Source organism: Bacillus sp. FSL K6-6540, from assembly GCF_038007545.1.
In genome coordinates this window covers 530,675-545,907 of sequence record NZ_JBBOXH010000002.1, presented here as the reverse complement: position 1 = coordinate 545,907, position 15,233 = coordinate 530,675, and the positions used below count along the sequence as shown (strand labels likewise).

At 46.6% G+C, this 15,233-nt stretch carries 14 protein-coding genes; all 14 read left to right on the top strand.

The genetic code is table 11. The features are described from left to right. Positions 1–9 precede the first annotated feature (9 nt). The 14 genes from MHH82_RS35175 (at position 10) to MHH82_RS35110 (ending at position 15,131) form a co-directional block, all read left to right on the top strand. Complete coding sequence (locus MHH82_RS35175; RefSeq protein ID WP_048654797.1) at positions 10–1,179, top strand: DegT/DnrJ/EryC1/StrS family aminotransferase; 1,170 nt, start codon at positions 10–12, stop codon at positions 1,177–1,179. Further along, positions 1,180–2,049, top strand: coding sequence for a GNAT family N-acetyltransferase (locus MHH82_RS35170; protein WP_003243179.1), 870 nt, complete (start codon positions 1,180–1,182; stop codon positions 2,047–2,049). It abuts the gene before it with no gap. Then, the gene (locus tag MHH82_RS35165; protein WP_029726215.1) at positions 2,049–3,170 is read left to right on the top strand and encodes an N-acetylneuraminate synthase family protein; all 1,122 of its coding nucleotides are present in this window, start codon (positions 2,049–2,051) and stop codon (positions 3,168–3,170) included. Before MHH82_RS35170 ends, MHH82_RS35165 begins: the two co-directional genes overlap by 1 nt. Further along, positions 3,163–3,885: a glycosyltransferase family protein gene (locus MHH82_RS35160; protein ID WP_029726216.1), complete on the top strand. Its 723-nt coding sequence runs from the start codon at positions 3,163–3,165 to the stop codon at positions 3,883–3,885. The genes MHH82_RS35165 and MHH82_RS35160 overlap by 8 nt, the downstream gene beginning before the upstream one ends. Positions 3,886–3,887: 2 nt before the next feature. Next, positions 3,888–4,907 carry a PseG/SpsG family protein gene (locus MHH82_RS35155; RefSeq protein WP_080529936.1) on the top strand — a complete coding sequence of 340 codons (1,020 nt, stop codon included), beginning with the start codon at positions 3,888–3,890 and terminating at the stop codon, positions 4,905–4,907. Between the two features lie 24 nt (positions 4,908–4,931). Continuing rightward, positions 4,932–5,672, top strand: a complete 741-nt coding sequence (locus MHH82_RS35150; protein WP_017696230.1) for a sugar phosphate nucleotidyltransferase — start codon at positions 4,932–4,934, stop codon at positions 5,670–5,672. Continuing rightward, positions 5,672–6,619, top strand: coding sequence for a dTDP-glucose 4,6-dehydratase (gene rfbB / locus MHH82_RS35145; RefSeq protein WP_072173258.1), 948 nt, complete (start codon positions 5,672–5,674; stop codon positions 6,617–6,619). The genes MHH82_RS35150 and rfbB overlap by 1 nt, the downstream gene beginning before the upstream one ends. Before the next feature lie 13 nt (positions 6,620–6,632). Then, positions 6,633–7,484 carry a dTDP-4-dehydrorhamnose reductase gene (gene rfbD, locus MHH82_RS35140; protein WP_077670944.1) on the top strand — a complete coding sequence of 284 codons (852 nt, stop codon included), beginning with the start codon at positions 6,633–6,635 and terminating at the stop codon, positions 7,482–7,484. Next, positions 7,477–7,932 (top strand): dTDP-4-dehydrorhamnose 3,5-epimerase family protein, encoded by a 456-nt coding sequence (locus MHH82_RS35135; RefSeq protein ID WP_003222100.1) that lies wholly within the window; start codon positions 7,477–7,479, stop codon positions 7,930–7,932. Before rfbD ends, MHH82_RS35135 begins: the two co-directional genes overlap by 8 nt. Positions 7,933–8,255: 323 nt before the next feature. Beyond that, complete coding sequence (gene bslB, locus MHH82_RS35130; RefSeq protein WP_014478326.1) at positions 8,256–8,720, top strand: biofilm surface layer hydrophobin BslB; 465 nt, start codon at positions 8,256–8,258, stop codon at positions 8,718–8,720. 176 nt (positions 8,721–8,896) lie between these two features. Further along, entirely contained in the window at positions 8,897–10,171 is a 1,275-nt protein-coding gene (rocG, locus tag MHH82_RS35125; RefSeq protein ID WP_003227482.1) for a glutamate dehydrogenase, read from the top strand. Between the two features lie 226 nt (positions 10,172–10,397). Beyond that, on the top strand, positions 10,398–11,945 hold the full coding sequence (gene pruA, locus MHH82_RS35120) for an L-glutamate gamma-semialdehyde dehydrogenase (protein WP_031315430.1): 1,548 nt from the start codon (positions 10,398–10,400) through the stop codon (positions 11,943–11,945). Positions 11,946–12,018: 73 nt separating this feature from the next. Next, positions 12,019–13,719 (top strand): M20 family metallopeptidase, encoded by a 1,701-nt coding sequence (locus tag MHH82_RS35115; RefSeq protein WP_160245628.1) that lies wholly within the window; start codon positions 12,019–12,021, stop codon positions 13,717–13,719. Continuing rightward, positions 13,719–15,131, top strand: a complete 1,413-nt coding sequence (locus MHH82_RS35110) for an amino acid permease (protein WP_015250969.1) — start codon at positions 13,719–13,721, stop codon at positions 15,129–15,131. The genes MHH82_RS35115 and MHH82_RS35110 overlap by 1 nt, the downstream gene beginning before the upstream one ends. Positions 15,132–15,233 lie beyond the last annotated feature (102 nt).

Here is a 15,233-nt window from a genome sequence, read left to right as displayed (position 1 = left end):
CGCAAAGAAATGGTGCAAAAGAGAAATCATTTTCTCCCTTACTCATTGCCGTTAATCGGTAAGGAAGAAATTCAGGAGGTTACAGAAACGCTTGAATCGGGATGGCTCTCTAAAGGCCCGAAGGTTCAGCAGTTTGAAAAAGAGTTTGCCGCGTTTGTCGGGGCGAAGCACGCCGTGGCGGTGAATTCATGTACCGCAGCTTTATTTTTGGCTTTGAAAGCAAAAGGGATCGGGCCCGGGGACGAGGTCATTACCTCTCCGCTTACGTTCAGCTCGACCGCCAATACGATTATTCATACGGGAGCGACGCCTGTGTTTGCGGATATTGACGAAAACACGCTCAATATTGACCCGGTAAAGCTTGAGGCGGCCGTCACACCGCGAACGAAAGCAGTTGTGCCCGTCCACTTTGGCGGGCAGTCCTGCGATATGGATGCAATATTGGCTATTGCCCAAAATCATGGTTTATTCGTGCTGGAGGATGCGGCACATGCGGTATATACGACTTATAAGCAAAGAATGATCGGTTCTATCGGGGATGCAACGGCATTCAGCTTTTACGCCACCAAAAACCTCGCGACAGGGGAAGGCGGCATGCTGACGACTGATGATGAGGAGCTTGCTGATAAGATCCGGGTGCTAAGTCTTCACGGCATGAGTAAAGCCGCATGGAACCGTTATTCTTCAAATGGCAGCTGGTACTATGAAGTCGAATCGCCCGGCTATAAGATGAATATGTTTGATTTGCAGGCGGCCCTCGGACTTCATCAGCTGAAACGGCTGGATGATATGCAGAAACGGAGAGAAGAGATTGCCGGCCGCTATCAAACCGCTTTTCAGCAGATTCCTGGGCTGATCACGCCGTTTGTCCATGATGACGGCAGGCACGCCTGGCATCTATATGTTCTGCAAGTTGATGAAAAAAAGGCCGGGGTTACGCGCAGCGAAATGATTACGGCTTTAAAGGATGAATACAATATCGGCACTAGCGTTCATTTTATTCCAGTACACATTCATCCGTATTATCAAAAGCAATTTGGATATAAGGAAGCGGACTTTCCGAATGCCATGAATTACTATAAACGAACCCTTTCTCTCCCGCTCTATCCATCAATGTCTGACGACGATGTAGATGATGTCATTGAAGCTGTGCGGGATATCGTAAAAGGGGCTGATTAAGTGTATACGGTAAAAGAAAATGTCTCCAAAGAGGCAATTGAGGAATTTCTCCAAAGCAGAAAGCTTACACTGGATGTTCCGTATCAATTTTCCCTCGGCCTTTTTGAAAACAGCAGGCTCCAAGGCGTATTGCTTTACGAAGATTCTTTGTGGGAAAGCAAGGTGCTTCAGAAGAAAGTCATGAACGTCAAACTTCTTGCGGCAAATAGTACCGGGCAGCTAAAGAGGCTGTTTGAAGCTTTTTATACTGTACGCCAAATGGATGAAACGGATTTTATCTTTGTCCGTGTTCCGGCTGAAGATATCGGAGCCGCGCATGTGATACAGCAGCAGCCATCCTCTTACTTTGTCGGGAGTTTGCTGAAGCTGGCGATGCCTCCGTCTTTTTATGACAAAACACCGCCATTTTTTGAACTGGGCCCGCCTGAGCCCGGAGACACAGAAGCGATATGTGAGCTGGCCCGAGACTCGTTTACAAAAAGCAGATATTTTCAGGATCCTCATCTCAGCCGCGATGCAGCAAACGAAATATTTCAGGAGTGGACACGAAACAATCTGAATGGAAGGGCGGCGGTCAATATTGTCGCTAAACACAATGGCGAGGTCATCGGCTATCTTCAGGGCTTATCAAGAGATGATGAGTGCATTCTCGATTTGATGGCTGTAAAGCCGGGATTTGAAGGGAAACGTATTGCGTTTCATTTATTGGCAAATCTCATAGAACAACCGGAGACCCAGAAGCATAGAACGGTAACAGCGGGGACGCAGCTTCACAATGTAAGGGCGATCCGCCTTTATGAACGAATGGGCTTCACCGCTGAACAATCGTATTACTATTATCATATTTGGCCGGGCAAGGAGGCGAAATAATGGCAGCGTTTCAGATCGCGAATAAAACTGTAGGCAAAGACGCTCCTGTTTTTATTATTGCTGAGGCGGGGATTAATCATGACGGGAAGCTTGATCAGGCTTTTGCGCTGATAGACGCCGCGGCGGAAGCGGGAGCGGATGCCGTGAAATTTCAAATGTTCCAAGCTGATAGGATGTACCAGAAAGATCCTGGTTTGTACAAGACGGCAGCGGGCAAGGACGTCTCTATTTTTTCTTTGGTTCAATCTATGGAAATGCCTGCTGAGTGGATTTTACCGCTATTGGATTACTGCCGCGAAAAGCAGGTGATCTTTTTAAGTACGGTATGTGACGAGGGGTCAGCTGATCTGCTTCAGTCTACCTCGCCGAGCGCTTTTAAAATCGCATCCTATGAAATTAACCATCTCCCGCTGCTCAAATATGTCGCCCGGCTGAACAGGCCGATGATTTTCTCGACAGCCGGAGCTGAAATCTCTGATGTTCACGAAGCTTGGCGCACCATCAGGGCAGAGGGAAACAATCAAATTGCCATAATGCATTGTGTGGCGAAATACCCAGCACCGCCGGAGTACAGCAACCTCAGCGTCATTCCGATGCTTGCCGCCGCTTTTCCTGAGGCGGTAATCGGCTTCTCCGATCATAGCGAGCATCCGACAGAAGCGCCATGTGCCGCGGTTCGGCTCGGAGCAAAACTGATAGAAAAGCATTTTACGATCGATAAAGATCTGCCGGGTGCCGACCACTCGTTTGCATTAAATCCGGATGAATTGAAAGAAATGGTCGATGGTATCAGGAAAACGGAAGCTGAGCTGAAACAGGGGATCACAAAGCCGGTCTCTGAAAAACTGCTTGGCAGTTCATACAAAACAACGACCGCCATCGAAGGAGAAATCAGAAATTTTGCATATAGAGGCATTTTTACAACAGCTCCGATTCAAAAAGGTGAAGCCTTTAGTGAAGACAATATCGCAGTGCTTCGGCCCGGACAAAAGCCGCAGGGGCTGCACCCGAGATTTTTTGAACTGCTGACCAGCGGTGTTCGGGCTGTAAGAGACATTCCGGCCGACACAGGCATTATCTGGGATGACATTTTACTGAAGGACAGCCCGTTTCATGAATGATATTCTCTTTATCATTCAGGCAAGAATGGGTTCAACAAGGCTTCCGGGAAAAGTGCTTCGGCCGCTCGGATCGAATCGTTTACTTGACATTCTCGTTCACCGTGTCCGGAAAAGCGCGTTTTACCAAAAGGATCGGGATAATCTTGTCATCGCCACGTCTGACAAAGAAACTGACGACATATTAGAGGCGCACTGTATCAAACAAGGCTTTCGTGTTTTCCGCGGGAGCGAAGAACGTGTCCTCGATAGGTTTGTGAAGGTCATAGAAGCTGTTAAACCGTCAGTCATCATCCGGTTAACGGGTGATAATCCGTTTGTCGATCCGGAGCTGCTCGATGTAATGATTAAGGCGCATTTTGATCAAGGGTCGGATTATACGTATATCCTGAATGCCCCATTAGGGATTTGCGGCGAAGTGGTCAACGCCAACCTGTTAATTGACATCAGCCGTATTCAGGATTTGGAGGATCAATATCAGGAGCATGTCACGTTATATATAAGGAATCATCCAGCTCTTTATCGTGTTCAGTTTTTAGAGGCGCCGGAACGATTTCGCGCCCCTCAATATCGGCTGACTATTGATACAAAGGAAGACTATGAATCGATAAAGGCCCTCTATCAAAAAGCAGGCGAGCGCCCCGATGTATCCGCCTCAGAGCTTATCACCCTTCTGAACCGGAATCCCGATGCGGCAATCGAACGAGAGGCTGACTAGCCATGCATGTTGGGATCTTCGCAGACGGCGGCTATGAAAAGGGAATGGGCCATGTTGTCCGGATGAAGAGACTTGCGGAAGAACTCAAACAGAGCTGCTTGATTACGTTTTACACGAATCAGGAGTCTGAAGCGTTTCTTCATGAAGAGCATTGGCGTGTCATCGTAAAGCCGGAGCTGCAGCAGCACGAATTTATTCTCCGGGAAATAAAAAGCAAGAAGCTTGATTTGCTTTTGTTTGATATTCTAGGCGCGCCTGCAGAGCTGTTAAAGAAAATAAAGACGGAGACAGATGCGAAAATTGTTCTTTTTGAAGAGAAAAACGGTAAATCGATTCAATATAGTGACGCAGTCATTAACGGAATTTACGGTGACATCAGAGGCAGGGTGTACATTCAGGGAAACACACGCATCTATGAAGGCCCGGACTATCTTATTCTTCACCCCGCCTTTCAGGCCGCAAGAGAGGATTACACACTTAAGAAAGACTGCCGCAATATCCTTGTTGCATTAGGAGGAAGTGATCCGAAGCAGCTTATTTTTAAAGTGCTGGCTGCCGCTGATCAAGTCCCCGACATAAAAGACAAAAACATAATGTTTGTGATGGGGAGCGCTTCACCGCATCAAGAGGCAGTCCGAAGGCGGATCGAAAAGAAGCCGCAGTACAAGATGACCGAACAGACAAATGATATGGCAGGTTTGATGAAACAAGCGGACGCAGCCATTGTCGCCGGCGGCATCTCTCTATATGAAGCCATTTGCATCGGCGTGCCGTGCCTTGTTCTTTCTCAGGTTGAGCATCAAACGGCAACAGCAAAAACAATTGCTGGCCAAGGCGCCGCTCTTGATCTTGGTTTGGGTGAGCTTGTACCGGATGAAACACTCATCTATCAGATGTCACGCATTATGAGCAGCTATCCTCTTCGCCTTTCTTTGCACAAGGGAGGAAGGCCGCTCGTGGATGGCAAAGGCATTATACGGGTAACAGCTATTCTTCAAGATTTATATGAACAAGAGATATAAAAATGCATGTAAGGAAGTGTTAATGTGAAAGGTGTTATTTTAGCCGGAGGAAACGGCTCACGCCTTATGCCCTTAACGAAAGCCGTCAACAAGCATTTGCTTCCTGTAGGCCCGTATCCGATGATATACTGGTCGATTATGAAGCTGGAAGAAGCCGGAATAAAAGACATTTTACTCATCAGCCAAAAGGAGCATATGCCGCAATTTTACAAACTGCTTGGGAACGGGGAAGAGCTTGGCGTTACTATCACTTATCAAGTACAGCCGGCAGCATCGGGCATTTCGGATGGGCTGTCTTATGCAAAGCGCTTTACGAAAAAAGAGTCTTTCATTTTATTATTAGGTGATAATATATTTGAAGATTCATTAAAGCCTTATACAGAACGCTTTGAACAGCAGGGGAAAGGAGCAAAAGTGCTTCTGAAAGAAGTTGATGACCCGGAACGCTTCGGGATTGCTGAGATTGATGAGAAAAACAAGCGGATTCGTTCCATCATCGAAAAGCCCGAACAGCCACCGACCAACCTTTGTGTTACCGGCATTTATATGTATGATGCAGAGGTGTTTTCGTATATTGAACAAATATCACCATCAAAGCGCGGCGAGCTGGAAATCACCGATGTGAATAATCTATACATCGAAAACAGCCAGCTTACGTATGATGTGTTATCAGGCTGGTGGGTAGATGCCGGAACTCACGAATCGCTTTATCTCGCTTCCCAGCTTGTACACCAGGATTTACGGAAAGGACAGGACGAAAAGTGATGGCAAAATCATATTTAATTACAGGCGGGGCCGGCTTCATCGGGCTCACGTTTACAAAGCTCATGCTGAGGGAAACGGATGCGCGCATTACCGTTTTAGATAAACTGACGTACGCCAGCCACCCGGAGGAAATGGAAAAATTAAAGCAAAACAGCCGTTTTCGCTTTGTAAAAGGGGACATCAGCGTTCAGGAGGATATCGACCGCGCGTTTGACGAGACCTACGATGGCGTCATTCACTTCGCAGCAGAATCGCATGTGGACAGAAGCATTTCCCAAGCGGAGCCGTTTATCACCACAAATGTCATGGGGACATACCGATTGGCGGAAGCGGTCTTAAAAGGAAAAGCCAAGAAGCTGATTCATATTTCAACAGATGAGGTATACGGGGATTTAAAAGCGGATGATCCCGCGTTTACAGAAACGACGCCGCTTTCTCCTAATAACCCATACTCAGCCAGCAAAGCAAGCTCTGATTTGCTCGTGTTGTCTTATGTGAAAACCCACAAGCTTCCGGCCATCATTACACGATGCAGCAACAATTACGGACCTTATCAGCACAGCGAAAAAATGATTCCGACGATTATCCGTCATGCGAAGCAGGGCCTGCCTGTTCCGCTGTATGGCGATGGACTCCAGATCCGAGACTGGCTGTTTGCGGAGGATCATTGCCGCGCGATCAAGCTGATTTTAGAAAAAGGGACCGACGGCGAGGTGTATAACATCGGAGGCGGAAATGAACGCACGAATAAAGAGCTGGCGAGTGCCATTTTGAAGCATCTGGGCTGTGAGGAATTGTTCGCCCACGTGGAAGACCGAAAAGGGCATGACCGGCGCTATGCAATCAATGCATCAAAGCTGAAAAACGAACTGGGCTGGCGGCAGGAAGTGACGTTTGAAGAAGGCATTGCGCGTACGATTCAGTGGTATACAGACAATGACCGATGAGAAGGTGATCTGATTGACAAAGGTATTGGTGACTGGGGCGGGAGGACAGCTTGGCTTGGAACTATGCCGCCAGCTGAAGCAAGCCGGATATGAGGTCATTGCGTTAACAAAGAAGATGATGAACATTGCTGACCAGCGCTCAGTACGGCATTCGTTTGGCCATTATCAGCCGGATATCGTGGTCAATAGCGCCGCGTTTACGTCGGTTGATCAATGCGAGAAAGAGCTTGATAAAGCGTACTTGATTAACGGAATCGGCGCTTATTATACAGCGCTTGAGTCAACCCGCATCGGAGCTCAATATGTTCATATCAGCACGGACTATGTATTCAATGGGAAAGGAACCCAGCCATATAGGGAAGACGATCCCCTCGATCCGAAAACCATTTATGGCAAAAGCAAAAGGCTCGGAGAAGAACTGATACGATTAACGACAAAAGACAGCACGATCATCAGAACATCGTGGGTGTACGGACATGGCGGCAGTAATTTCGTTGAAACCATGCTGAAGCTTGCTGAAACGAAACAAGAGCTTCGGGTTGTCAGCGATCAAATTGGTTCGCCGACTTATACGAAGGATTTAGCAGAAGCGGTCATCAAACTGTTCAGCCATCCGCCGGGCATCTATCATGTCAGCAATTCAGGTATATGCAGCTGGTATGAGTTTGCGACGGCAATTATGGAAGAAAGCGGGCTGGAAACAGCCATTTTTCCTGTAACGACAGAGGAATACGGGAACAAAACGCCCCGTCCGGCTTACTCTGTGCTGAGCCATCGGGCCATTGAAGAAGCCGGCATCCGTCCCCGCCACTGGCGGGAAGCGTTACGGGAGTATTTGCAGGAAAGGAGCAGTGCGTGTGATTGATGGAGTCAAGGTAAAAAAATTGACGAAGCATAGCGATGACAGAGGCTTTTTTGCTGAGCTGGTCCGGGACGATGAGAATCTCCTTGAGCATTTTGGGCAGGCCTCTTGGTCGAAAAGCTATCCGGGTGTGATTAAGGCATTTCATTATCATGAGAAGCAGGATGATCTCTGGTTCTTTCCAACCGGCCACGCTCAGGTTGTCCTATACGATCTTCGAGAGGATTCAAAGACAAAAGGAGAAACGGACGTCTATTATATGGGCGAAGACAACCCGATGCTGTTATTAATCCCAAAAGGGGTGGCTCACGGATACAGAGTGCTGGGAGAGACGCCGCTGACAATTATCTATTTTACCACCATGTCGTATAACCCGGATCAGCCTGATGAAAAAAGAATTCCGTGGAATGATGAGACGATCGGTTTTAACTGGAACACTGAATTCAGATAAAAATAGGAACGTGATCAATCGAAGAGCAGAGGCATCTTCGACTTTTTTTGTCCTTTTTTAAAATAGGATAAAAGATAGGAAATGTCAGGCGGATGTTACTAGAAAAAGAGAGAGAAATCGTCCATTTGAACCTTGTATAAACAGGAAGGAATTCTCAATGAATTCCAAGTGTTAATATTCCTTAAAAAGCATTTACTTCCATGGAAAATGATGATAGATTAATTTTTAAGAAAAAGAACTGGTAATTCGCGAATTACGAAAAGGCGCTTTTTCTGCAGAGGACGCTCTGGCCAAATTTCAACAATCAATTAGGGGGAAATGTCATGTTAAAAAGAACTTCATTCGTATCTTCATTATTCATCAGTTCAGCTGTTTTACTATCAATCTTACTTCCTTCGGGCCAAGCTCATGCACAGTCTGCATCAATCGAGGCAAAAACAATTAACAGCACGAAAGAGTGGACCACTTCTGATATTGAAGTGACATATAAACCAAATGCGGTGCTTTCTCTCGGAGCGGTAGAATTTCAATTTCCTGACGGGTTTCATGCTACGACAAGAGATTCAGTGAATGGAAGAACACTGAAAGAAACACAGATTTTAAACGATGGAAAAACAGTCAGACTCCCGCTTACGCTTGATTTGTTAGGCGCATCCGAATTTGACCTCGTCATGGTGCGCAAAACCCTTCCGCGCGCAGGCACTTACACGATTAAAGGCGATGTAGTAAACGGTTTGGGAATCGGTAGTTTAAATGCTGAAACGCAGCTTGTGATTGACCCTCGTTAATAAATAGATTTTTAATCAGAGACTGAGATGTTTTCAGTCTCTTTTTTGTTGATTAAAAAAGCTGGTACGGATCTTGCATGATGATAAGGGTGAATCCAATGCAGAAAGGAATTGGCGGGCTGATTTTTTAAAGCGCTTACATTACAGCCGGTCAAAAAAACAATGAGGTGAAAAAGATGTCAGCAAAGCAAGTCTCGAAAGATGAAGAAAAAGAAGCTCTTAACTTATTTCTGTCTACCCAAACAATCATTAAGGAAGCCCTTCGGAAGCTGGGTTATCCGGGAGATATGTATGAACTCATGAAAGAGCCGCAGAGAATGCTCACTGTCCGCATTCCGGTCAAAATGGACAATGGGAGCGTCAAAGTGTTCACAGGCTACCGGTCACAGCACAATGATGCTGTCGGTCCGACAAAGGGGGGCGTACGTTTCCATCCAGAAGTCAATGAAGAGGAAGTAAAGGCGTTATCCATTTGGATGACGCTCAAATGCGGGATTGCCAATCTTCCTTACGGCGGCGGGAAGGGCGGTATTATTTGTGATCCGCGGACAATGTCATTTGGAGAACTGGAAAGGCTGAGCAGGGGGTATGTCCGTGCCATCAGCCAGATCGTCGGTCCGACAAAGGATATTCCAGCTCCAGATGTATACACAAATTCGCAGATTATGGCGTGGATGATGGATGAGTACAGCCGGCTGCGGGAATTCGATTCTCCGGGCTTTATTACAGGTAAACCGCTTGTTTTGGGAGGATCGCAAGGACGGGAAACGGCGACGGCACAGGGCGTCACGATTTGTATTGAAGAGGCGGTGAAGAAAAAAGGGATCAAGCTGCAAAACGCGCGCATCATCATACAGGGCTTTGGAAACGCGGGTAGCTTCCTGGCCAAATTCATGCACGATGCGGGCGCGAAGGTGATCGGGATTTCTGATGCCAATGGCGGGCTCTACAACCCGGACGGCCTTGATATTCCTTATTTGCTCGATAAACGGGACAGCTTCGGTATGGTCACCAATTTATTTACTGACGTCATCACAAATGAGGAGCTGCTTGAAAAGGATTGCGATATTTTAGTGCCTGCTGCGATCTCCAATCAAATCACAGCCAAAAACGCACATAACATTCAGGCGTCAATTGTTGTCGAAGCGGCGAACGGCCCAACAACCATTGATGCCACTAAGATCCTGAATGAAAGAGGCGTGCTGCTTGTGCCGGATATCCTGGCGAGTGCCGGCGGCGTCACGGTTTCTTATTTTGAATGGGTGCAAAACAACCAAGGATATTATTGGTCGGAAGAAGAGGTTGCAGAAAAATTGAGAAGCGTCATGGTCAGCTCGTTCGAAACAATTTATCAGACAGCGGCAACACATAAAGTGGATATGCGTTTGGCGGCTTACATGACGGGCATCAGAAAATCGGCAGAAGCATCGCGATTCCGCGGATGGGTCTAATTTGAGAAGCCTCCGCAAAATAATTTTGCATTTGTTTTTTGCCTAAAGAGCAAAAATCGCAAAATAAATTTGCGTTCAAGATCGGAAATAGAGAAAGGTGATCACCTGTTAGACAAATTTCAGTTCGCTTCAACAAGTTTTTTCAGCAATAGACAAGAAAATGGCATGATTCTTGCATTTTTATTCATATGCGAAGATATATTTCATAACACGAGGGGGACTACATATGACAGTCACATACGCGCACGAACCATTTACCGATTTTACGGAAGCAAAGAATAAAACTGCATTTGGGGAGTCATTGGCCTTTGTAAACACTCAGCTCGGCAAGCATTATCCGCTTGTCATAAATGGAGAAAAAATTGAAACGGACCGCAAAATCATTTCCATTAACCCGGCAAATAAAGAAGAGATCATTGGGTACGCGTCTACAGCAGATCAAGAGCTTGCTGAAAAAGCGATGCAAGCCGCATTGCAGGCATTTGATTCCTGGAAAAAACAAAGACCGGAGCACCGCGCGAATATTCTCTTTAAGGCAGCGGCTATTTTGCGCAGAAGAAAGCATGAATTTTCAAGCTATCTTGTGAAGGAAGCGGGAAAACCGTGGAAGGAAGCAGATGCGGACACGGCTGAAGCGATAGACTTTTTAGAGTTCTATGCGCGCCAAATGTTAAAGCTCAAGGAAGGGGCTCCGGTGAAGAGCCGTGCTGGCGAGTTCAATCAATATCATTACGAAGCGCTTGGCGTCGGCATCGTCATTTCTCCATTTAACTTCCCGCTCGCGATTATGGCGGGAACAGCGGCGGCAGCCATTGTGACAGGAAATACGATTCTCTTAAAACCGGCTGACGCAGCCCCGGTAGTGGCAGCAAAATTTGTCGAGGTCATGGAGGAAGCGGGTCTGCCAAACGGCGTTCTGAATTACATTCCGGGAGATGGAGCGGAGATCGGTGACTTCTTAGTTGAGCATCCGAAGACACGGTTTGTCTCATTTACAGGTTCCCGTGCAGTCGGCTGCCGGATTTATGAGCGAGCCGCCAAAGTGCAGCCGGGCCAAAAATGGCTCAAACGGGTAATTGCAGAAATGGGCGGAAAAGACACAGTGCTTGTCGACAAGGACGCTGATCTTGACCTTGCTGCATCCTCTATCGTGTATTCAGCATTTGGATATTCAGGACAGAAGTGTTCTGCGGGCTCCCGCGCGGTCATCCATCAGGATGTTTATGATGATGTGGTGGAAAAAGCTGTGGCGCTGACCAAAACGCTGACTGTCGGCAATCCAGAAGATCCTGATACGTATATGGGTCCCGTGATTCATGAAGCATCCTACAACAAAGTGATGAAATACATTGAAATCGGCAAATCTGAAGGCAAGCTATTGGCCGGCGGAGAAGGCGATGATTCAAAAGGCTACTTTATTCAGCCGACGATCTTTGCAGATGTTGATGAAAACGCCCGCTTGATGCAGGAAGAAATTTTCGGCCCGGTTGTTGCGATTTGCAAAGCGCGTGATTTCGATCATATGCTGGAGATTGCCAATAACACGGAATACGGATTAACAGGCGCGCTTCTGACGAAAAACCGTGCGCACATTGAACGGGCGCGCGAGGATTTCCATGTCGGAAACCTATATTTTAACAGAGGATGTACCGGAGCAATTGTCGGCTATCAGCCGTTCGGCGGTTTTAATATGTCAGGAACAGACTCAAAAGCTGGCGGTCCCGATTACTTAATTCTTCATATGCAAGCCAAAACAACGTCCGAAGCTTTTTGATTTGAGAGAAATAAAATCGTGCGATTCTTTAGAGGATCGCACGATTTCAACTTTTTGATCAGGAGGACAATTTATGCAGTATACAAAAATCAGTCACATGAATCCGGCTGAAAGAGTGGAGGCGCTGACAGCATCTCTGGTCAGCCTCAGCAGCGTGAACGGCACCGTTGGAGAAGGGACAAAAGCAGATTTCATCAAAGAAGTGATCACGAGCTATCCATATTTTCAGGAAAACCCCAGTCATGTGTGGGAACAGGCCATTCCCAATGACCCATACAATCGCAAAAATATTTTTGCGTTTATTAAAGGACATGGAGAAAGCCGAAATACAGTCATTTACCATGCCCATCTGGATACAGTTGGAATTGAAGACTTCGGCCCTTTAAAGGATATCGCTTTTGATTGTGAGAAATTGGCCGAGTATTTCAGCCGCTATGAGTTCGATCAGGATGTTCAGCGGGATGCCAAATCAGGCGAGTGGATGTTCGGAAGAGGATCTGTCGATATGCAAAGCGGCATCGCCGTGCATTTAGCCAATCTCCTGCATTTTTCGGAGAACCTTGAGACGTTGCCGGGAAATGTATTGTTTATGGCCAATCCCGATGAGGAGAGCCAGCATTCGGGCATTCTCGCCAGCATTTCAGAGCTGAACCGGCTAAAAAAAGAAAAACAGCTTCACTATTTGGCTGCTATTAATACGGATTTTATTACCCCGCTTTACGATGGTGATCAGACAAGATATATCTATACCGGAGCCGCGGGAAAACTGCTGCCGTGCTTTTACATCCACGGGCGGGAAGTCCATGTTGGCGATACACTGGCAGGGATTGACCCGAATTTCATTTCATCTGAAATCACAAGCCGTCTCCACAATAACATCCATCTGGCAGAAAAGGTTGAAGGGGAGTTGGTTCTGCCCCCATCCTGTTTGTATCAGCGTGATAACAAGGAATCCTATAATGTGCAAACGGCTGTCAGCACCAGCTTGTATTTCAATTGTTTTATTTATGAAAGAACAGCAAAAGAGATGATGGATTTGCTTTTTGAAGTCACTGAGGAAGCATGCCGGGAAACAGAACGAAAATTATCAGATTATTATGAAGAATATGCAAAAAGAGCCAACCTGCCAAAGAAACATTTATCATGGGACATTCAAGTGTATAGCCTGGAGCAATACTTAGAAAAGCTGAGAAACCGGGGGATAGATCCCGAGCAGTGTATCGAGCAGACATTCAAAGCCAACGAGCACCTTGAACTTCGCATGAGATGCTTTCAGGCAATCGAAGAGCTTCAAAAGCTTGACCCCGATCAAGGCGCAAAAGTCATTCTATTTTACGCACCTCCTTACCTGCCGCATAACTATTTGAAAGAAGATAGCGCAAGAGATCAGCTTTTGCAGCATGTGATAAAAGAAGCGGCTGACAAAACCGCTGAATCGACAGGCGAAACATTTGTCTTCAAAAAGTTTTTCCCCTACTTGGCAGACGGCAGTTTTTTATCACTGCACGAAACCGATGGCGAAATTGATTCTTTTATCAGGAACTTCCCTGGGTGGAATATGATTGGGACCATTCCGTTCAAAGACATACGCAAGCTGAATATTCCATCCATTAATATGGGCGTGTACGGAAAAGACGGCCATAAATGGACAGAACGAGTCTATAAACCGTACACATTTCATGTATTGCCTCTCCTCATACAGCAAACCACCGTTCACCTTTTGCAAAGCTACCGGATGACCATCACGGCAAAAGAACCAAAGGGGGAAGGATGATGCAGAATCATAAAAATGAATTGCAGCGCAGCATGAAAAGCAGGCATTTGTTTATGATTGCTTTGGGAGGGGTGATTGGCACTGGGCTGTTTCTAGGCTCTGGCTTTACCATTAGCCAGGCGGGACCGCTCGGCGCCATTGCCGCTTATATCATCGGCGGATTTTTAATGTATCTCGTCATGCTTTGTTTAGGAGAATTGGCTGTTGCCATGCCGGTGGCCGGATCGTTTCAGGCCTACGCCACTAAATTTCTGGGACCGTCGACAGGCTTTATGATTGGCTGGCTGTATTGGTTCAGCTGGGCGAATACAGTGGGGTTAGAGCTGACGTCAGCAGGCATTTTGATGCAAAGGTGGCTGCCCTCCGTTCCGATCTGGATATGGTGCCTCGTGTTCGGCATCGTCATCTTTTTGATTAATGCGCTCTCTGTCAGAAGCTTTGCAGAAATGGAATTTTGGTTTTCAAGCATCAAAGTGGCGGCGATCATATTATTTATTGTGATTGGCGGAGCCGCTGTGTTTGGCTTGATTGACTTTAAAGGCGGACAGGAGACACCCTTTTTGTCTAACTTTATGACTGATAGAGGACTTTTCCCTAATGGGGTGCTGGCCGTTATGTTTACGCTGGTCATGGTGAACTTCTCGTTCCAGGGAACGGAGCTTGTCGGCATTGCGGCAGGGGAAAGTGAAAGCCCGGAAAAAACACTGCCAAAGTCCATTCGAAATGTCATTTGGCGCACGCTGTTTTTCTTTGTGCTCGCTATGTTCGTCTTGGTTGCCATCCTTCCGTACAAAACGGCGGGGGTGATTGAAAGCCCATTTGTAGCGGTACTCGATCAAATCGGCATCCCATTTTCGGCAGATATCATGAACTTTGTCATCTTAACAGCCATTTTATCTGTTGCTAATTCGGGGTTGTATGCGGCGTCGCGTATGATGTGGTCACTTTCATCAAATCAAATGGGTCCATCCTTTCTCACCAGACTGACAAAAAAAGGCGTGCCGATGAATGCCCTGCTGATTACGCTAGGCATTTCAGGCTGTTCGCTACTGACAAGTGTCATGGCCGCAGAAACAGTGTATTTATGGTGTATCTCAATCTCGGGCATGGTCACAGTTGTCGCATGGATGTCCATTTGTGCGTCGCAATTTTTCTTTCGCAGACGTTTCCTGGCAGAAGGCGGAAATGTGAATGATCTGGAGTTCAGAACGCCGCTTTATCCGCTAGTCCCGATTCTCGGATTTTGTTTATATGGCTGCGTGTTGATCAGCCTTATTTTCATTCCGGATCAAAGAATTGGCTTATACTGCGGTGTGCCGATCATTATTTTCTGTTATGCATACTATCATCTAAGCATCAAAAAGCGTATAAATCATGAACCGATTGAAAAAAAGCAGACAGAGGCGCAATAGAAAAAGCTCTCCGGGAGGCCGGAGAGCTTTTTTTTACGTGTTACATCCTCATGTATTTTTAGAATGAAATATAGAAATATATAATGGGATTTAAATGAAAAT